The following is a 21,784-nucleotide window of genomic DNA, read 5'->3' on the forward strand; positions in this document are numbered from 1 at the left end:
TGTGTCGACTACAGGAGTTGTATGCGCGACCGTCGCCGGGGTTGTGACATTGGGTGTCGTGGTCTTCTACGTACTGCCCTACCTCCTCGACCGCCCGGTGCACGTCGACGGGGAACGCCCCAGCACCGAAATACTCGCCCGCATCGCCCGCGACCAATGCCACCGCGCACCGGACTACCCGTACAGCATCGAGGAAGCGCGCCGCGTATTCCGTGCGCGCATCAACTGCGACGCCGACTCGTGCGGCGCCAAGCATGAGGCTGTCTGGACTTTGATCGACGCGGGGGTGCTGCGACCGAGCACACGTGTCGAACGGTGATGGGACACTGACACAACGGCAGCGACGAGAAACGGAGGTATCGGCGTGGGGAATGACGAACAGATCGGTTTCGATATCGAGTTCGATGACAAAACCCAAGCATTTTTGGATTGGGTTGCGCCTGAACGCATGGAATCGGCGATACGAGCTTTCCTCTCGACGGCGGTTCCAAATCTGGGCAACGAGTCGGAGTGGTGGAAGCCACCTGTGTCGACCCACGTACTCGAGGCTGCGGTTCAACTATTCGGTGACTGGGCAGGTTTCACCGCGCCCGAGAACTGGTCGCTCGCTGATGGTCTCGTTCGGTTCCTGGGCGAGTGTCATATACGGCGACATCCGGACAGCGCCTGGACGAATCGCCCAGGGTGGGGCGCTCCCCGTTATACCGACATCGGCCCTGCGGTATGTGTACGTGGCGATTCAGTGCAAAGTGTGGTGTCTAAGGCGGAAACCCTGTTCAGGCGGAATTACGGCCCCGACATGGTCGAGTACAACATCGACATGGCTCACTTGCCTGCGTAGCAAATGAATTCGTAAACAGGGGGCGGTGCCGTGTCCGACGAATACGACAAATTCCGGCGAGATCTCAGCAACTACGAAAAGGGACTCTATTTCGAACTCGGGAGGGCGCACGAGCGGGGAGAAACGGCGGTCGACCCGGTGCGTGTGGATCAGCGGGTGAAGATTTGGGTGCGGCGGGTGGGGGTGGCGCAGACGTCGTGGATCAGGCGGCCCAGGTCGAGTTCGGGTGGGAGCGAGCGGTATAGGAGTTGGCATACCACGGTGCCGGAGGCGGTGACAGCGAAGCGGGTTCGGCGGTTCTCGACAGGTTCCCATTCGATTGCGACAAGGGGGGTGTCGAGGTTGATGGTGTTGTCGCCGATGCGTAGGGCGAGGCCGGAGCGGTCACGGTAGAAGACGATCGGTGTGTCACCGAGATCGCCGTATACGCCGAGTTGCGGGCCGATTCCGCCGCCGACGGCTTGGAGTGCGCCGGTTTCGGGGTCGAAGTGTGCGGGCACGCCGAAGCCGGAGAAAGGTCGGACGAAAAGGGTTCCGCTGTTGCCGTTCTGGGATGGGCGGTTGCGGTGGCCGCCGGAACCTTGGCGGTTGCGGGTGGGTGGTGGTGCGCCGACGGGCGGCGGTGTCATCGGCGGTGGAGTTGATTGAGTTGTCGGGTCTTGTTGCGGTGCAACTGGATTAATCGGCTCGTGGGATGCCTCGAGCCAGCCGGGAGATTGTGGGGCAACGGAGTAGGCCCGGCCGGGTGGCTCCGAAGGTACGGGTGTACCCGGGCTTAACGGGGGTTCCGACGGGCGGCCTGATGACGGTGGGTGTACCCGGTCGTGCGGGAGCGTCGTCGGGTCGTGGGGTGGGAACGGTAGGGGTTGCGGGGGTTCGGGCGTCGTCGGTGGCACCGGGGGTTCCGGCGCGGTCGGTAGGACAGGCGGCACCGGCATCATCGGTGGCACCGAAGGCTCCGGCGTCGGCGGCAGGACCGGCACCGGCATCGTCGGTGGCACCGGCGTGGTCGGTGGCACCGGCGTGGTCGGCGGCACCGGAGGGGTAGGTGGAAGCGGTGGTGTAGGTGGAAGCGGGGGCTTCGGAGGGACCGGAGGCTTCGGCTCATGCGGCGGCACAGGCGGCTTCGGTGGCACCGGAGGCTTCGGCTCATGCGGCGGCACAGGCGGCTTCGGTGGCACCGGAGGCTTCGGCTCATGCGGCGGCACAGGCGGCTTCGGTGGCACCGGAGGCTTCGGCTCATGCGGCGGCACAGGCGGCTTCGGTGGCACCGGAGGCTTCGGCTCATGCGGCGGCACAGGCGGCTTCGGTGGCACCGGAGGCTTCGGCTCATGCGGCGGCACAGGCGGCTTCGGTGGCACCGGAGGCTTCGGTGGCACCGGAGGCTTCGGTGGGTGCGGCGGCGTTGGTGGGTGCGGCGGCTTCGGGGGTTCCGGCGGGTGCTTCGGCAGCGGCCACGTCGGATCGAACGGTGCCCTGCTGGGCGTGTCGGGCATCTCGTACTCGTGGTTCAGCCTCGGCGGATGCGGGATATGGGAGCGCAGCACCGAGCCGGGCAGCGGCGACGGCTCCGAATCACCCGAATCCGACCGCCCGTCCGGCGGCTCCTGGCCGCCACCCCGATCCGACCGAGCCCCACCGTCACCCGAACCCCCGTCCCGCCCATGACTCCCGCCCTCCCCGGCCGACTCCCCATCGCCCGCGCGATCACGCGAGGCACCGCCGGACGACTCCCCCTCACCAGCACGCCCGTGCCGCGCCCGCTCATCAGAAGACTCGCCGCCACCGCTGCGCTCAGGATGCGTTGTCTCGTCGGATGATTCATCATCGGCACGGCCACGACCCACCGCACCGTCGTGCGACGCACCACCACTTCCACGCTCGGGACGCGTTGTCCCATCGGACGACTCATCATCCGCACGGCCACGACCCACCGCACCGTCGTGCGACGCACCACCACTTCCACGCTCGGGACGCGTTGTCCCATCGGACGACTCATCATCCGCACGGCCACGACCCACCGCACCGTCGTGCGACGCACCACCACTTCCACGCTCGGGACGCGTTGTCCCATCGGACGACTCATCATCCGCACGGCCACGACCCACCCCACCGTCGTGCGACGCACCACCACTTCCACGCTCGGGACGCGTTGTCCCATCGGACGACTCATCATCCGCACGGCCACGCTCCCTGCCACTGTCAGACGACTCCCCATCGCCCGCACGCCCGTGCCGCGCCTGCCCCGCAGACAACTCCTTAACCGCAGGCACTTCCGTTGTCGGCGCAGGCGCGATGCTCTCGGAGGAGGAAGGTGGAGTCTCGGCCGGTGCTCGCTGTGGGAGTTCGTTGGTTGGGGTCGGGGGGAGGGCGAGGGGGGCGTCGGGGTTCGGGAGTGCGGGTGGGGGGAGTTGGGGTTGGTGGTCTACTCGGGGTGGGGCGTAGGGGATTTTGGTGCGCCAGTCGGTGCGGGGTGGGCGGTTGGCGTTCCAGTCGAAGCCGATGCGGATGGCGTGTTGATTGGCGTCGTGCCAGGCACCGATCGGGTTGTGCCGCAAGTAGTTCGATTCGGCGAGGGCGTCTTGCAGGAGCAGGATGTCTTGTGGCAGTGGGGTGCCCGCGATCAGGCGGTTCCAGGCCTCGGCGACATCGGCGACGGCGTCGAGTGGACGACGACGGAGGATGCCGTCGTTCGGGTCGTGCACCAGATGCGGATCGCGCATGAGGTGGTTCTTGATCTGCTGGATCTCGGCGCGGGTGAAGGCGGGTGTCGAGTTGTCGAGTCGGTCGGCGACCAACCTGGTCAATTCGGCGCGACCGGCACCCAGGTTGCCGAGCTGGTCACAAACATTGTCGACCAATCGTCTTGCGTCACCGGGCTGTTCGTCCCGCAGATGGCCGGTGAGCGCGTCGACGATCGGGTCGAGGTCGCCGGAGCTGTCGAGTCTGCGGGCGATCTGATCGACGATCTCCGCGGCCCGAACGGCATCTGCCGCACCTTCCGCATCCGGATGTGCGGCAAGGTGATCGACAATGCTGTAGATATCGCTGTCGTCGGCGCGGAACCGCTGGTATTCGGTGTCGGCCCAGTCCTGCACCCGCGCCCACGCCGCTTCCTGATCACGTTGGCGCTGTTTGTATTCCTCCGACAACTCGCCGCGATCGGGCACCCGATCCTGCGGATCCCATTCACGTGCCATCGGCTGCACATCGGCCGCGCGCGGACGGAAGTAGGGATGTCCCTTGAATCCCGGACTGATACGGCCCGGATGGTCCTTATCGCTGTACCAGGTGAATCCGGACAGCTTCGCCGATTCGAGGATGATGCGCATGGTGTTGTAGAACACGCCCGCCATCGGCGGCTCGAAGGTCGGCACACCCGGATCGAGTGGGTCCATCCCGGGAATCCGCGGCAGCAATTCCTCATCGATCGCACCGGGTGGCGGATCCAGGAACGGGTCGACAATGGACGACTGGAACGGATCGACCGCCCAACCACTGACGCCTTCCGGAAGTACGCGCGGCTCGAATGCTTTCGGCACCCTGGAACTTTGACGGTTTGTCGTCCAGTCCGGGCGGGTCGGATTGACCGGATGCCAGTCACCATTGGCGTCCTGCCACCGGGTGAGATGGATTCCGGGCGAGCCTTCGCGCCAGCCCGCGGTGAGATAGTCGCGAAGCGGTGGTGCGAGTTTCTCGATGCGCACCGGCACCTCGCGCTCGGCGACGATCACGCGGTATTCGATTCGCGTCTCAGGTCTTGTCATCGCCTGTGCCACCGCGGAATTGCGTCGGATCGCATCGGTGAGTGCCGCATCGTGGCCGGCGCGCGGATGCTCCAATGTGCCGCGCGGGGCCACCACGATGATCCGCGGATGTTCGCCCTCGACGAGGCCGACGCGATCCGTGATCGGCCTGGCACCCTCGGCGGCGAAGACGTCGCGACACGCTCCGGCCAGTTCGGCCATCTGATCCTGGATGCGCCCGATCCTGTTGTCCGCCTGGTTGACTCGGTCGGCGGCCGCACGCAGCAGTTGCAGTTGCCTGGTGTTCTCCTCGGTCGGCGCGAGACGGTTCGCCGCATCGCGCAGGGTCTGGTCGATCTCCGCGGGGCCCAATGCGTCTCGGTTCACGCCGAGACGGTCTGCTAGGTCGTCGCACATCCCGCGCCATGGCTTACTGGCGAGCACTTCGGTGGCGCGTTCGGCACCGAGCCGGTCGAGCTCGGCGCGTGTCTCTGCCGAGAGCGGCTGGTGTGCAATGACATCCGCGCCCTCAAGTGCGGCAATACGCCGATCCAGTTCGGCGAGGGCGGAATCGGCTTCGTTGAAGCGCTCCGCCGCGTCTTGCAGCTTGAAGATGTTGTTTTCGCGCTGGGTGCGTTCGGCCGAGCCCACCAATTCCGGTTCCGGCCTCGATGTTTCGTCGCCGGTGCCCGCAATGTCCCTGGTGCCGACGATATCGCCGCTGAGCTGCCGCACGGTCGGCTCCAGGTTGTCCTGGTTCAGGGCGTGATCGGGATCGGGAATGTCGAAGCGTTCGGCGCGGTCATTGCGCTTGGCCCGCCAGAACTCGCATTCGGCCGCCATTGCGGCACGTTCCCGCACCAATTCGGCGTGCACGGCCTCCGGTGTTCCGGACAGTTCCAGCGTCGCGATCGCCTCGTCCAGCCGCGCCACTTCGGCATCGACACGGTTGAATTCGTCGGCTGCGCGCTCGAGTGCGTCGATCCGCGCATGCCGCTCGGCCTGTTCATGCACCAGCATGGTCTGGTTGCGCAGCTCTTCGAGGGTCGTCTCCAGTGGCAGGCCCGGTCGCAGCCCCTGCTCGACATCGACCGGTAGTCCTTCGGCGCGAAGTCGGCGAAGATCGCGCATTTCCTCGCGATCGGCGACGGCCACGGCACGCTCCGCACGCAGCCGCTCGAGTTCGGCCCGGACCTCGGGGGTCAGCGCGTCCGAATCGGGCGCAGTGCCGGGCGCGGTTCCGGGATCCGGCTCCGAGCCGTCAGCGTCTCCTGGTTCGAGCGTGGAGCGCGTGGGATCCGAACCGTCCGCAGCGGAACCCTGTGCCCTGGATCGCATCGGATCCGAACCACCCGGATCGGTTCCCCGTGTTTCGAGCGCCGATCGCCCTGGATCTGAACCATTCGCACCGGCCCGAGCCTTGGGCGCTGATCGTGTCGGATCCGAACCGTCCGCAGCGGAACCCTGCGGCCTGGATCGCATCGGATCGGAACCATGCGTATCGGTGCGTGGCGTCTCGGTCGATGCCTGCATCGGATCCGACTGTGCCGCAACGCGTTCCGGTGGCGCTGCGGACCCCGAACCCGGTGTCTCCGGCGGACCTGTCGGCCGGGCCGGTACCGCTCCGTCGCCGGGCGGGCGGATCGGGGTGACGGTGACGACTCCGGATTCGTCGACCACGACGTGCAGATAGTCGATCTGGACGCCCTGATCGGCCAACTGTCGGCGGAGTTCGGCGGGCATGACCTGCTCGGGTGCCGACGACGGCGACGCGACAACCACGCGCTGCCCATCAGGTGCGATTCCGACGCCCTCGGCGACCATATGCGCCTGTTCCCCGGCCAGCACATCGCGAGACGCGAGCACGGCGGCGCGCTGCCGGGCCACGTTCTCCTCGCCCATCGCGTGGATGTAGCGGCGCAGCTCGGCCTGATATGCACTGGCCGCATCCCTGACCTGGGCGGCTTGTTGCTCGGCGGCCCGGAGATCCGCGAAATGCTGCACCATCTCATGGCGGGGGACGTTTTCACGATCCCGTATCTCGGCAGCCTGATCCTCTGCCGCACTCACCAAATCATTGACGGCACTCTGTATTTCATGCGGACTCAAACCGTCGGGGTTGACTCCGAGCCGCCTCGCACCTTCGGCTATGCCCGGTTCCATGGCCTGGCGGGCAGCCGCCGTCTCCGCAATCCGCGCGGCTAACCCGGGCAGCGCATCACGCAATTCCGGCGTGACAGGCTCGTGCTCCCGCGAGGGTCCATCCTGCGGCCAACCGCCCGAACCCGATTCCGGTTGTCCCGGACCGGGCGGCTCCTGCGGCGGATGCTGCGATCCCCCAGCACCACCGGCCTCCGGCGCACCCGACGGCCCCGCTCCCTCCTGCCCACCGAGTGGCCGAACCCGCACGTCCCCGGGCTCACCACCGCGCCGCCCGCTCGCCTCCTCCTGCACCTCCGACGTCGAATCCCGCCGTCTGGCCGACGACTCCTCGCCGACACCCAACTGCGGCGCGTCCGGCGGGGGTGGCAGCTCGGGGCCGGAGTGCTGGTCGGGCGGCGACCAGGACGGATCAGGCGCGACGACGTCGACGGCGTAGGGAATGCCCGCACGCCAGTCGGTGAGCGGCGGGCGGTCCGCGTCCCAGTGGAAGCCGAGACCGATGGCGTGGGTGTTGGCGGCGCGCCAGGTGGCACCGGGATTGGCGCGCAGGAAGTCGGATTCGGCGCGCGCATCCTGCAGCAGGACGAGGTCCTGGGACAGCGGTTCGCCAGCCATCAACCGGTTCCATGCCTCGGCGACATCGGCGAGGCGGTCCATCGGGCGACGGACATACGCGCCATTGGGATCGCTGTAGTCGCGCACCAGATGCTCATCGACCATCAGGTGGTTCTTGATCTGCGCTATTTCGGCGCGCGTGAAATCCGGTACATCGTGGCGCATGTGCTGGGCCAGGATCTGGGCAATGGCGTCCGGATCCGCGCCCGCGCGCAAGAGCTCGCGAATATCGGCGATGGTGTCGCGCACCGCGTCCGGATCATCGGCCGCGAATCGATTCGCCAAATCGTCCGCGACACGGTCGTTTTCGTCCTGCATCCGCAGCAACTGCGCATCGACATCGCGGGTCGGATCGATACCGCGATCGGCGGTAACCAGCCTGTCCTGCACGGTCGCGACCACATCCCGCGCCGCAGCCACCTGCTGGGCACGGCGGTGGGCGTCGAGCCCGTCCACGATCCGATCGATATCGCTGTCATCGGCCAGGAATCGCTCGTACTCGGCATCGGCCCAGTCCTGCACGCGACGCCAGTTCGCGACATCGCGATCCCATTCCCGTTGCAGCCCGTCGGAAATATCCACCCGATCCGCGGGATTGCCGTGCTCGGCCGGATCCCACGGTCGATGCATGGGCTGAATATTGCGCTCCGGTCCCGCGAACCACTCATAGTTGCGGAAGACGGTGCCGAACGGCGGAATCTTCTGCAGCCACGGCCGGGCCTGCACCCACTCGCCGATCTCCGGATGCGCCTGGATCCATGCCTTCACCGCCGGATGCTTCGGCGTCTGCGCCGCCATCAGAATCAGCCGGGTGATGTTGTAAGCGTCACCGCCCCAATGCTGTTCGAAGATCGGTGTGCCCGGCGGCACGGACGAGGTGTCATAGCGTGACGGCGCCTGCGGCATGTTGACCGGCAGCGTGCTCTCCGCGATCTCACCTGGCGGCACGTGATCGGTCGGCAGCGTGATGTCGTTGACGACATCCTCCATGGCCCAGCCGCTGACACCGTCCGGCGGATCCTTGGGCGTGAACTTCTTCGGCACGGTCCCGGCATCGCGATTGCCGACCCAATCCGGGCGGGTCGGATCGACATGGTGCACAATGCCTTCGGCGTCGACCCACGACGTCATAGCCATGCGTCTACCGTTGTGCCAGCCGGTGCTCAGTCGTCGGATCTCGGGTGGCGGCATTCGCAGCGTCCGAGTGTTGCCCTCGCGATCCGCGAGCACCCGGCGGTATTCCACGCGAGTTTCCGGACGCACCATCGCCTGGGCGACCGCGGGATCACGGCGCAGCGCATCGGCGAGGGCCCGATCGTGATCCGCGCGCGGTGCCGTCGGATCGGGACGCGGACCGTACACGATGATGCGGGGGCGCTCGCCCTCCACGATGCCGACCCGGTCGGTGACCATCCGGCCGCCCTCGGCTTCGACCTGCTGCCGCCATACGCCCGCGGCTCCGGCCATCTCGTCCTGGAGTCGGCCGATCCGATTGTGCGCCTGGTTGACATCGTCGGCGGCCTGGAAGAGTCCGTCGATCTCACGATGGCGAGCCTCTGCCTCATCCGGAGACATCGCGCCATCGAGCACCTCCTCTTCCACATCGAATCGCAGGTTGTCGATCGTTCTGCGCAGCCGATCCGGTTGCAGCGCAGCCTCATCCGGATCGCCCGACGCATCGACGACACCGAGCCGGACGGCCAGATCGTCGCGCATGGCCCGCCGGGGCTTGATCTGCCTGAGCTGATCCGCCCGCTCCCGTGCCATCCGATCGATCTCGGCAGCACCCTCCTCCGACGGCGGGCGGTGCCGTGCGACGCCCTGGTCCTCCAGCTCGGACAGCCGCTGATCCACGCGGCGGACCTGATCATCGAGCGATTCGAAGTCCTCGGTCGCCGCAATGAGTTTGCGCAGCGCCTCTTCGCGCCGTCCCTGCTCGCCGGGCTCGACCGGGCTGCGCACCTGTCGGTTCGCCTCCTCGAGACCACCGAGGACGTCGACGACATCGGTCCGTGCGTGGGCATGCAGTGCTTGAATCGCCTCGTCGCGCGCATCCGGGTCCCGACGCACCCATTCGGTCGAATCGTCCAGACCCAAATTGGCGGCGCGCTCATTGGCCTTGGCGCGGACGAACTCGCGCTCGCGCACCAGATCTCGTCGCTCCTGCAGCAGCCGGTCGTACTCGTCGACCAGTCCGATGCTTGCGGCGAGTTCGCCGACCTCGGCATCCACTCGTGCGAATTCCGGTGCGAGCCGCTCCAATTCGGCGACAACTGCACGATCCGCGTCCGAAAGCAATCGCCGCCCCGCGAATTCGGCAACCGTCGCCCGAATTCGGCGCGGCGTCCACGCATCCGCATCCTCCTGTGCCGGAAGTCGATCGGCCAGCTCAGCGATCCGGGCCGCCAGCGCATCCCGCCGCGCGACCGCATCCGCATGCGCCCGCACCGCCTCCTCATGCTGCGTTCCGGTCCGGGCTTCGGCTCCTGGCTCCGAGCTTCCGGCTGGTTCCGTGGCAACCCACCGGTTATCCGCGCTGCCCTGTTCACCATCCTGGTTGCGACCCGACGCTTCCTCCGGCTCCGACGTCGGCGCGGCAGGCGGGTCATCACGCCGGCTATCCCCGCCCCGCTCTTCCTCACCCTGGTTCCGACCCGACGCTTCCTCCGGCTCCGACGTCGGCGCGGCAGACGGGTCATCATGCCGGTTATCCCCGCCGCGCTCTTCCTCCTGTCGGAATTCGTCGGCCGCCTGCTCGAGTCGATGCGCCACCTCATCGAGGTGATCCATCAACTCCTGGTGCTCGGCCTCGGCTTCCTCATCGCGACGCCGGAATTCCTCATCGGCAGCAGCCTGCTCACGCGCCAATGCCGCTTCGATCCGCGACGGCGGATCGGCCTCTGGCACAGCGGTTTGCGGGTCATCGAGTTCTCCGAACCGCTCGTCGAGGCGACGGGACAGCGCGTCCAGATGATCCATCAACTCCTGATGCTCGGCCTCAGCTTCCTCATCACGACGCCTGAACTCCGCTTCCGCGGCGGCCGACTCACGCGCCAACACATCGTCGATACGCGACCGTGGATCCGCCGAATCTCGCTCCGCCGCAGCACCTTCCGGCTCGTCCGCAATTCCGTCCAGTCCGCGCGCCACCTCATCGAGGCGATCCATCAACTCCTCGTGCTCAGCCTCGGCCTCCTCATCACGACGCCTGAACTCCGCTTCCGCGGCGGCCGACTCACGCGCCAACACATCATCGATCCGCGACCGTGGATCCGCCGAATCCTCGCCCTCCCTCATCTTGGCGACCCACTCATCGAGTTCCGCACGCATGCGCGCATTCCACTCGGCCTGTTCGGCATCCATCTGCCGCTTCCAGTCCGAATCCATGACGACGCGGCGCGGCTCGTGCGGATTCGACGGAGCCGCCTCCTCGGATCCGTTGCCGGAGTTCTCATTTCGTGAGTGACCCGGATTTTCGGGCATTCCGGCGGGGACGGGAGGCTCCGACGGCGGCTTCTTACCGCCGCCACCGGCCTCGGCGGGCGGCTCGACTTCTTGCCGCGCCGCCGGATCATCGACGCGCAGCACTCGTGTCTCGCCTTGCGCACCGATCCGCAACTCGCGCACGACCGTACCGGGTTCGGCGCGCAACTCCGCGAGCTGCGGATGTCGATCGGCCGCATCGTCCAGCACGCGAACCGGATCTCCGTCGCCCCAGCCGACCACGAATACGCGCGCCGGCTCACCCGGCACCACACCGACCCGATCGGTGACCGGAATCGCGCCGGCCCGCAACAACGCGTCGCGCTGCAGTGCGATCGCCATCGCCTCGTCGAGCCGTGCGACCCGCTCCTCGGCTTGCGCGATTCGCTCCGGATCGCCTGCGGCCCTCGCCTCGTCGCGCTCGCGCACCGCCGCCGCATTCTCGGCCGCCAGCCGATCCAGCACGTCTTGTCGCTGCTGCTGGGCCTGTCGCTGCTCTGCGCCATCGTCCGGATGCGCCGGTGGGAACTCCGGTGCGTCGAACGAATCGTCTTCGGGCCGTGGTCGATCGATCGGCCGCGGCGCGGAGTAGCCCTGGTCCGAGCGGTTTCCGAACGACAGTCGGTCGGTAATCCTGCGCAGCAGGCCCTTCGGCGCACTGTGGTCGTTGAGATCGGCCGAGCCATCGAGCAGGATACGACTGATGCGTTCCCCGAGCCGCCCCGAGTCGGTATCGGACATGCCCTGGAACTGCCTGGCCACCACATCGCTCGCACTGCGGTCTCCGATGGGCGGCGCCACCCGCCACCCGCCGTTGCCATCGGACTGCAGCATGACCCCGAAGTCCCACGCCCGCGTCTTCACCTCGGTTCGGAGGAACTGCGGCCAGCTGCGTTCTCGCGCGGAATCGGCTGCGGCATCGTTGTATTCCGGCATGGCCACCTGCCGTGTCCGCAGTCGGCGTGCCACCTCAGCCGGATGCGGCTCGCCGATCGACGGATCCGCCTCGGCGAGTTCGTAACCGCGTGACATGAAGCCCGCACGAAGTTTGCCCTTGCGGCTCGAGGAAGTGCTATCGCCGGTATCGAAAGCATCCGGGCCGAGCTGGCGCATCCAGACATCGAAGCCGAGAGCCGTCTGTCCGGCGGCACGGTAGCGCAGGTAATGCGCAAGCATTTCGGTGGCCCGCTCGTCTGCGCTCGGGAGACGGTAGGGCCCCTCGGCGATACCGGCATAGATCCAATCGGCCGACAGCGAGCCGTCGGGACGCTGTCCCACTTCCAGGTATTCGATTCGGTGCGTGTCGTCCCACAGCACATTGGTGTATTCCGGACGCGTCGCGGCCAGTTCGCGCAGCGCGTCCATGTGCTCGCCCGCGGGCGCCGCCACCACCAGACGTCCACGACCCACCGGCTGGTGACCAGGAAACTGGGCGACCCGGTCGGTGAGCCGAGTCCCACCCGGATCCCGTGCCAGTTCATCATCGAAGAAGCGATTGATGCGGTCCGCGGCGTCTTCCGCGCTTATCCGGCGCGGCGACGCGTCCTGATCGGCCGGATGCCCGGCTTCGGGCTCGGTCGTATCGGACCACGGGCGATAGTCGTCGACGTTGTCGCCCGCATGCCGTGCGACATCGAAGGCGACCTCGGCTGGTTCCAGACCGACCTTGTCGATGTACTTGCGCAGCGCTTCGCGACCGGCTTCGTAACCCGCCTGCTCCGGCCGGATCGCCGGATCATTCGAGCGAGCCGCAGCACGCTCCGCACGCCGATAGGCGCGATCGTATGCGTCGGCGTAGGCACGTTCGGCCGGACCGACCGGCACGAAACGGCCCGAATCACGCAGTAGCCGAAGGGATTCGATTTCCACCGCGTACTGACGACTGCGCTGATCCCGGATCGCCGGGCTGTCGGTGTGGCGCGCCGGCGGCCCCTCGCCGGGTGCGCGGGTGATTCCGTGCGCGCTGTCCCACTGGGCCCGATAGAACGCGGCGAGGTCATTACCGTCGACGCGCGGGCCCGACTCCACCAACCGATTTCGCACTTCACGGACGGCGGCATGGTGTGCGGCCGCATCGATCATGCTGTCCGCGACCTCACGGTTGTCGCGGTAAGCCCGCAAAGCTTGCTGCTCCGCCCGTTTGAAGGCGTCCTCATATGCCTTGGACAGCAAGGTTTCCGGAGCCGGTGACGCTTCCGTACCGAACTGGCGCCATCTATCGAATTCGAAGGCTCTTGCCTGCGCGACCGCCTCCCGATCCAGCATCAGATCGACGTATTCGTCGCGCCCGAGGGTGAATCGCTCGAGCGGACCGTCGCCGAGCTGTTCGGCCAGATATGCCGCCCGAATCGCTTCCGCCGCATGCTGGGACGGTGCATCGGTCAGGCCGAGCAGCACGGTATTCGAGGCCGGGTCGTATCCGGCATCGACGCCGCGCTGCTGTCTGCCGTCGTGGCGGCTGGAATCCACGTCGAGGCCGAAGCGGATCTCGACTCCATGCCCGGCCAGTACTTCGGCCGCCCACCGTCCGAGTTCGTTGCCCCTGAGTATGCGCTGCAGCCGGTCCGACGCCACCTGAGCGGTGTCGACTATCGACTGTTCCGGCAATGCCGCGGCGGGTTCGTCCGGCGTTCGCGGTGCCACCAGGTGGTCTACCTCCGCACGCACATCCGCCGCAGCGTCGACCCAGGCCGCGCGCAGATCCACCGGCTCCCGGCGCACGTGGACGGCACCGGAATCGTCGACGCTGACCCGGACCCGTTCCGCGACGGCATCGCCGTAGCGGATGGCGCGATGCAGATCGCTGCCTCGATCCGCCGCCGCGCGCGATATCGCGGCATGATCACCGCGAGCATCGACCACGATCACTCGCAGTGGTTCACCCGGCAGCACCGCGACGCGGTCATCGACCCAATGCTGCTCGGAGACTTCCGGACCGAGCGCGTCCTGACCGACTCGTGCCGCGATCTCATCGAGCAGATGGTTATGCCGCGCCTCCACCTCGGCATGTCGACGGGTCGCCTCGACCAGCGCTCGCACCTGCGCGGGGCGCTCGGAATTCCGTGCGCCCACTGGCCTGATTCTGTCGTCCGCCACCGCCTGCCGACCGCGCTCGAAAAGCTCCCGGTCGCCGCGGTGGGTTTCGGGGTCGAAGGCGCCGAACCGTCGGACGGCACGATCCCAATCGCCCTCGACCGCACGCAGTTCCCGGGTGAGCGCCGCATGTTCGCGGACCAAGCGCCGCAGTTCCCGCGCCGATTCCGGGGAGGACGGCTCGTGCATTCCATCCGGATGCTGATGGGCATCCCAGGTACCGCCGTGGATATCCCGCAGACTCGCGCCCTCGCTCGGATACAACGGCGAGTCGAACATATCGCCGGACAGCAGCGCCTCGATGCCCGCCTCGCGGCCGATTCGGCGCAGTTCGTGCTCGCCCAGGCCCGGATCCGCGGCGGCCACGGCCGCGTCGCGGGCAGTCAGATACTGCGCGTGCAACGCGCGGGTGTAGGCCGAATCCGCAACATCGTGCGTGGTCGGGGCCGGTTCCGGATATCCGGCCGCGCCAAGTTCACGGCGCAACTCGGCCTGCCTGCCGAGCACCTCCGCTTCCGTGCGCAACTGTGCGTCGACATAATCCGCGCGATCGGTGGCGCGGATACGGGACGGATCCACCTCGACCCGACCGGACAGCACGACATCCGCGAGTACCGCCGCACGTACCAGCGCCTCCGCCTGGGCGGGCTGGCCGCGGTCATGGGTGTCGACGGACACGTCCATGGTCCGGCCGTTGAACGAATCCGGCCGACCACCTTCGAAGCGCACCGCGGCACCGGCGGCCCGCAGTGCCTCGGCCGCTTCGCGTCCGGTTTCGCTGCGCCCCAGCAGTTCCCACACCGGACCACCGGTCATATCTCGCGGCCGGACCTGCCAGGCCCCCGCGTCCGGCTCGGGACCGTCGGCCGGCCGGAACTCCGGCGAATCCGATCCGTCGCCCGTCGCTTCGGGTCGGACCGAGGTCTCCGGCCTGCTGAAATGCGCTACGACCTTCTCGTATTCGCCCGGCCGGCCGCGCATCGCATCGTGGTCGAAGCTCACCTCGGTGAAGCCGAGTTCGACAGCCAGTTTGCCGGTGAAGGTGTTGCGCGCCGCCTCTTCCGGAGTCAGGTACAGCTCCTGCACACCGGCATTGAAGGTGTCGAGGTTGTCCCGGACCCGGTCGTCGGCATTCCACTCGGCACGGATCTCGGTCACCTGATGTCCGAGCTCACGCATCATGTCCCGGAACATTTCTCGCCCGGTCGGCGTGCCGTCACCGACACGCACCGTCGCGCGCAGTACGCCGTCCGCGTCGACGCGACCGTGGATGCCGTGCTGGTTGTCCCCGCCGTACCGGTTGGTGTAGGCATTCGGGCGGTCGTCGAAATCCTCGTCGTGCCTGCTCGAATCCTCGGGCCGCACTGCGATATCGCCGTGTTCGGACGGCAGATCGGAGGCGTGCGCACGGATTTCGGCCAGACGTGCCATCACCGTGTCGTGCCACTGGCCGCGACCGTGCTTGTCGAACTCCGGGCGCAACGCGGCGACACGTTCGGTGATCGCGTCGACCACCGCGCGGGGCAGATGGTGGTCGATGACCTCGATGCTGTCACCGTTGCGACGCAGGAAGTGTTCGGCGAACGGGCTCAACGCATTTCGCGCGGCTTCGCTTTCCTCGAAACCACGACTGTGGTCGATACCGAGCACCTCACCCGCCGGGCCGATCATCCAGCCCTGTCCGTCGCGGTCCGGAATCCGGATCAGCGCGTCCAGCAGACCGAGCGCACGGCCCGCGACGGTATCGGCGTAACCGAGCTCGTGCACATCGATGAACTGCGGATGACGTTCGGCCGCAACATGTCCCGCCAACTTCTCCACATACACGACATTGGATTTGGCGTGGAACACCTCGGGCACATTCGCACCGATAGTGCGGCCGAGCAGCGACGCCAACCGCTCGGCGACGGCGTGGCGCGGATTCATGACGGTCTTGCGGATCAGTTCGGTGCCATCGTTGAAGGTGACCAACTCCACCTTCCTGGCGGCATGTACCGAGGACCCCTCGCTGAGCACCGTGACCGAACGCTCACCGGAAGCGATCGCGGAGCGGACGATATCGTCGAACGAGCGGATGCCGTGCGCGTCATCCCACGCGTGGCCGTAGAACTCGGCATGGGTTTCGGTCGAATGCTCGGGACGATGTCGAGACACCTCGGGGCGAATGGCGTCCAGGCCCGCATCATTGGCGATTCGATCGAGTTCGGCCGCGGGCGCTTGCGGATTCTCTTCGTGCGCTCGGGCTCGGGCTTCGTCGTAGGCCGCGGTATAGGCGCGCTCCAGCGGGGTTTCCGCGAGATCGTGTCCGGCGGCCCTGAGTTGTTTCGCCGCAACGATTTCCAGCGCGTGCGCCCGGGCTTCCTCGTCGAGCATGCGCGTGATGTATTCCTCACGCGGCAGGCGCATGCGTTCCTGCGCACCACCGGGAGTCTCACGGGTATGTGCCAAATCGACGTGGATGGCGCCGTGCACCAGCGCGGCCATCTGTGCCGCATCGGAGGCGCCGACGTCCAGGGCGAGGGTGCGGCGGCTCGGGTAGTAGCGGTCGTCGGCGCCGGACTCGTGCACGATATCGACGTCGTGGCGGGTGAGCACCTCGTCAGCCCAGCGGCCGACTTCGCTCTCCCGCAACTGTTCTCGAATCCGGGCGATACGTTCCTGGGCCGCCTGACCCGCACGGTCCAGTGGGGTGAGATCGGCGGCGCGATCGAATTGGTTGGGTGACGGCTCGTCGATGGACTCGACCCTGATGCGGCCGACTTGGTCGGCGTCGACGTTCAGGTGCTCGCGCACGACCCCGGGCCGGTCGAGCAGTTCGCGGATTTCCGGGTGCTGCCGCGCATCGCGCAGGACGCGCTGGTGGTCGTCGGTGCCCGACGCGACGACCAGTCGGTCGGGCTCTCCGGGGATATGCGCGATGTGTTCGTTGAGCATCCGCGCGTTCGGGTTCTCACGTACGTGTTGGGTGAGAACGTCTTCGATCGCCGCATTCGCCACCTGGTCGGCGCGGTGGTCGTAGGTCGCCTGGGCATGCTGACGCTGGTCGGCCAGGTCGGCGAGAATGCGCAGATCGTGTTGTTCGGTACGCAGTTCGGCCTGCCGCTCGGACCGAACAACAGGTCCGGCAAGTTCATTCGTGATGCGCTGCAGGCGGTCGGTGATCTGGCGTTGCAGCGGCTGTCTGGCGAGGGTCGGATCGAGGCCGAGGGCGGTCGCGCGCTTGGCGAGTTCTTCCGAGGTGTCGCGCAGGTCGCGGAAGGCCGACTCGCGGTCAAGCGCCGCAGTACGCAGGCTTTCGGCGATATCCGCAGGGGTGTCGTGCATGCGCGCGCCCGACGGGAGTTCGGCACTGGCCGCATGCACGCGATCCCAGGCGTCGCCGTAGTAATCGGTGTAGTTCTTGCCGTTTTGCCACTCGTGGATGGCGATTTCCTGGCGTAGCGCATCGACGGCGACCTCATGTGCCGCCTGGCGGACCTCGGCCGGGGTGAGCGACGAATCGCTTTCCGACAGATCGGCGGCGGCGCGGTCATGGGCGGCGGTGTAGGTCTCCTCGAGCGGGTGCACGGCGATGTCGTGGCCGAGATCCCGGAATTCCTGGGCCAATTGGAAGCGTCGGCCCGTTGCCGCAGCCTCCTCGTCGACCATGGTGCGCACGAATTCGTCGCGTGCCATCCCCCGGACGTCAGCGGTTCGGCCCTGGACGTACCGTTCGGCGTGCACGGATTCGTGAGCCAGAGTGAGCGCCTGCTGGACATGATCGGCACCCGAGGTGAAGGCGACTGCGGTCAATTCGCGTCGCCGGAATTCACCGGCTCGGCCGTCACCCGCGGACGGCTCGAATCCCTCGCGAACGGGACTGTCGTCGAAGCTCGCTGCGATCCGCCGCCCGGTCTCGGTATGGCGCAACAGTTCACGGACCTGATCGGGCTGCGCATCGAGTGAGCGGCCGATGCGGGCACCCAGATCGGTGGCAAGTGGATGCTCGGAGCCGGGCGGGTGCAACGGATTTCCGGCCGGGTCGAAGGCGATGGCGTACGTGCCGCGGAGTTCGCGCGGCACCGTCGGCGGGAACCCCTCCACTCGGCCCGCCGCCGGATCGCGCACCACGATCCCACCGTTCTCGTGCACCAGCACATAGGCGTGCGCGCCGACGTTGTAACTGTCGACCGCACCGCTGTATTCATCGACAACCAGCGCCGAAGACCCCTCCGGCATGGAAAGCAACAGCCGCGCGATCTCTTCATGACCCTCATACGAACGCAACTGCCCACCCGCGGCCGTCTGCACCTCCGCGGCCGTCATCCCGTCCAGCCCGATCACCCGCTCCGGCAACCTGATCGCCGAACTCCCGGTGAGCGCCTTGATCAACCGCAGCGACAACTCCGCGCACCGGCCACGATTCCGCTCCGGAATCCGAGGCTCATCGCCCCCTTGTCCCTGCTGGAAATCCGCCCCATCCCGCGACCTATCCGCAGGCGCATCCCCCGTGTTCCGATGCGTATGCGGCTCGGCCACCGGCTGTGGCACGAATGCCACTGCAGGATCAAGAGATTCAGCCCGCTGCCGCGCCGCCTCCCGCCGCGCCTCGACCTCCTCCCGCCGCACCGAATCATCGGCACGATGCGACTTGGCAGGCTCGATGTCCACACCCCGATGCGCCCCGTCATCCCGCGCCGTCGCGTCCGTCGCATGTCGGACGTCGGACGCTTCGGAGCGCACCACACGCTCGTTGTCGGCGCGCACGGCACCCTCACCCTCGCGCCCCGCAGCATCGTTCGGCCGCGCAACGGTGTCACCCTCTGCCCGCACCACACGGTTCCCCTCGGCGCGCGCCACACCGTCACCCTCAGGCCGAACGACACGGTCACCATCCGGGCTATTGCTCCCATTCCGCGCAGCACCGTCACCCTCATGCCGCACAACGCTGTCCGCCTCGCGACGCAGAGCACCATCGCCGTCGGGGCGAACCACGTCACCACCTTCGTGCTGCGGAGCGCTATCACCATCGCGCAGCGCGGCGCGGTCGCCGTCCGGCCGTACGGCACCTTCCCCGTGAGGTCGCGAAACATCGCCGCCGTCAGGCCGCACCGCACTGTCACCCTCGGGCTCCACGCGCTCTGCATCATCAGGCCGCACTGCGGCGTCAGCCTGGGCACGCACGGCACCTGTACGCCCGGGGCCGTCACCCTCGGGGCGGGCGGCACCGCCACCGTCGGCCCGCGCGGCACCGTCGCTCGCCGACAGAACACCGCCCTCGCGGTCGGGCAGCACCGGACTCTCGCCCTCCGGCCGCAGCACATTGGTGCTGTCGGGGTGCACCGCGCCGTGGTTGTCCGAACGTGCCACGCCGTCATCGTCGGGGTGCATGGCACTGTCGCCGACAAGGGGCACGACACCGTCACTATCGGAGCGCCCAACGGCATCCCCATTGAGCCGCACAGCACCGGCACTGTCCGGGGGTGCAGCGGTGTCGCTGTTGAGGCGGCGGACGGTGGCATTGCCGTCGGCGTTGGTCTCGGCGTGGCTGGGGGCTGGTGCTGCCTGTGGGCCTGCTATTGGTTCGGCGGTGGGGTGGTGGGGTGTTGATTGGTCTGCGCTCGCGCGGATTTCGGGTGTGGTGCGGCGGGATTCGGATTCGGAGGACGTGTCGCCGGTGCCGGTGCGGAATCGGTCCGGGCCGGGGCGTCCGTCGGTGGTGGTGCGGGTATCGGCGGACGGAGTTGCGGAACGTGGTTCTGTAGTGCGGGGTTCGGCGGTCGGTTGTGGGTGGGTCTGTTCGCGTGCGGTTTCGGTGTTGGAGGTTGCGCCGGGGCGCATGTCGGTGGTTGAGGTTGTGCGCGGTGTGGATGGTGTTGCGCCGGTGCGTGCGTCGGGTGCGGCGTGCGGTGGCGCGCTTCCGGGATGTGTAGGAGCAGTGCCGGTTTGGAGTGAGGTCGATGCTGCGGCGGCACCTGCTTGCGCGGCCACATTGTCGCCGAAGATGTGCGAACCCTCGGCGTTCGTGTTCGAAGTGTGTTCCACGCCCGCAGGGGTCAGGGAGGCCCGGGTACCGGCATCGAGGCGGCTCTGCCCCTCGCGCGCCGACGCCCTCGCGTGATCGGCCGACCCCGTACGGTCACCGGCACCGTTGGACTCGGCATTCGAATTCGCCCGTACCGCAGAGGGATCCGAATTAACCGCGGCTTCTCCTGCGGCCCGGACGGCACCGTCCGATCCGGTTCCCACCTCCGAATTCCGGGTCGACCGGTCGACTCCACCATCAGCCGTTTCATCGCCGATGCGCTGCGCGGCTGTGGAACCATCCGCGTCGGCGCGCACAGTCGAGGAACTGTCATCCCCCGCATGCGCGGTCGCACCATCATCACCGGCACGCGCTGTCGCACCATCATCACCGGCACGCGCTGTCGAACCGCCATCACCGGCGTGGGCGGTCGCACCATCATCACCGGCATGCGCTGTCGAACCGTCACCACCCGCGTGGGCGGTCGCACCGTCACCACCAGCACGCGCAGTAGAACCATCGCCGGAGGCCCCCGCCTTCGACATACCGTCATCAGCACCATGCGCCTGCACCGAACCATCGCCCGCACCACGACTATTCGACGAGCCATCAGCCCCCGACCCGTCGTCCATGGCATGCGCTGTCGAACCATCCGCCGCACCGTCCCCACCGCTACGACCGGCAACAGGCTCCCCCGTATGCCCCGCATTCGGCGCACCCTCGCCGGTCTGCCCGGTTCCCGAACCAGCGACCGCACGCCCACCGGCGTCGGCAGCATCACCAGCCGGCCCGGCATCGGGGCGAAAACCAATGCGGGACAGATCATCCGGGTTGACTCGCGTACCGTTCGGCCGGTACCAATCCGGATGCCGATTGTGATAGAACTGCTCGGCCGCCGCTCGATTCGCACCGGACATCGCGCCGTTCGAGGCGCCCGCCGTCAACATGCGCAGGTCGAATTCGGTCTTCTTCAGACCGTCGACGGCCTTGTCCCAGCCACCTTCGGGTCCGGACTTCGCCCAGGTGAACGCGAACTGCGCGCCGACGCTGCCGCCGAATCCGGCGATGGCACCCACTGTGCCCGCCGTCGCGCCGGTGAGCAGTCCACGCAGCCAGGCCTTCATCTCGGTCTCGGCGAACTTCTCGCCGAGACGCTCGCCGATCGGGCTCGCGGCACCGGCGCCAACCGCGGAGCTGATCGCGGTGATGGCGACCTGCTCCCAGTTGACCTCTTTGCGATGTCCCGAATTCACCTGGTACTGCTGAATTCCCCAGTCCTGGACGGTGCCGAGAACCGTGTCGATGGCGATGTGCCGGACCAGGAAATTCGCCAGTCGACGCCCGAGGAATTTGGCCACGATCTCGACGATCTTGTCCATGATCCGCTTGGCGATTATCCGGATGGCCACCCGTGTTCCGGCAATCGCCAGCGCCTCCTCCGCGGGCGCGGTCGGCGGAAAGATCCATGCGATCGCGATCTCGGCCGCGAGCAGCGCGAGGGAGGTGATCAGCATGAGCTGGCCGTATTCGATTTCGGTGCCGACGCTGGTCGCCGAATCGGCCAACTTCTCGAAATCGCGGGCCAGCATCTCGAGTGATTGCGGACCTTCGAGATAACTGTCGAAGTTGGCGATGATCGCCTCGATGCCGTCGCCGTCCTGATATGCCTTCAGCGACGCCGTTTTCGCATCACGGATATCGGGCAGAATGTCGCGCAGTCCGGCGGCCGCAGTGCGCCAGTCATCGGCCAGCCCCCACATGCCATCGGGATCGCCCGCAGGCCAGTCGGATCCGGCGACCCATTCCAGCCATTTGAGATAACCCGGCAGCTCAGCCATC

3 protein-coding genes are annotated in these 21,784 nt (G+C 67.5%); 2 read left to right on the top strand and 1 reads right to left on the bottom strand.

The genetic code is table 11. The features are described from left to right. The first annotated feature begins 1 nt into the window (after position 1). Both ACQPXH_RS29530 and ACQPXH_RS29535 read left to right on the top strand, forming a co-directional pair. Positions 2-319 carry a hypothetical protein gene (locus ACQPXH_RS29530; protein WP_433599728.1) on the top strand — a complete coding sequence of 106 codons (318 nt, stop codon included), beginning with the start codon at positions 2-4 and terminating at the stop codon, positions 317-319. Between the two features lie 45 nt (positions 320-364). Beyond that, on the top strand, positions 365-841 hold the full coding sequence (locus tag ACQPXH_RS29535; protein WP_433599729.1) for a hypothetical protein: 477 nt from the start codon (positions 365-367) through the stop codon (positions 839-841). A gap of 149 nt (positions 842-990) precedes the next feature. On the opposite strand, the gene ACQPXH_RS29540 is transcribed toward ACQPXH_RS29535, so the two are convergent. Beyond that, the gene (locus ACQPXH_RS29540; RefSeq protein ID WP_433599730.1) at positions 991-21,783 is read right to left on the bottom strand and encodes a hypothetical protein; all 20,793 of its coding nucleotides are present in this window, start codon (positions 21,781-21,783) and stop codon (positions 991-993) included. Between the last annotated feature and the right edge of the window lies 1 nt (position 21,784).

It is taken from the genome of Nocardia sp. CA-135953 (assembly GCF_050955735.1).
In the GTDB taxonomy this organism is placed as follows: Bacteria; Actinomycetota; Actinomycetes; order Mycobacteriales; family Mycobacteriaceae; genus Nocardia.

What these genes read in the sequence shown, in the direction of transcription:
- ACQPXH_RS29540 (WP_433599730.1), bottom strand. Translation starts at nt 21,783, where the DNA reads ATGGCTGAGCTGCCGGGTTATCTCAAATGGCTGGAATGGGTCGCCGGA.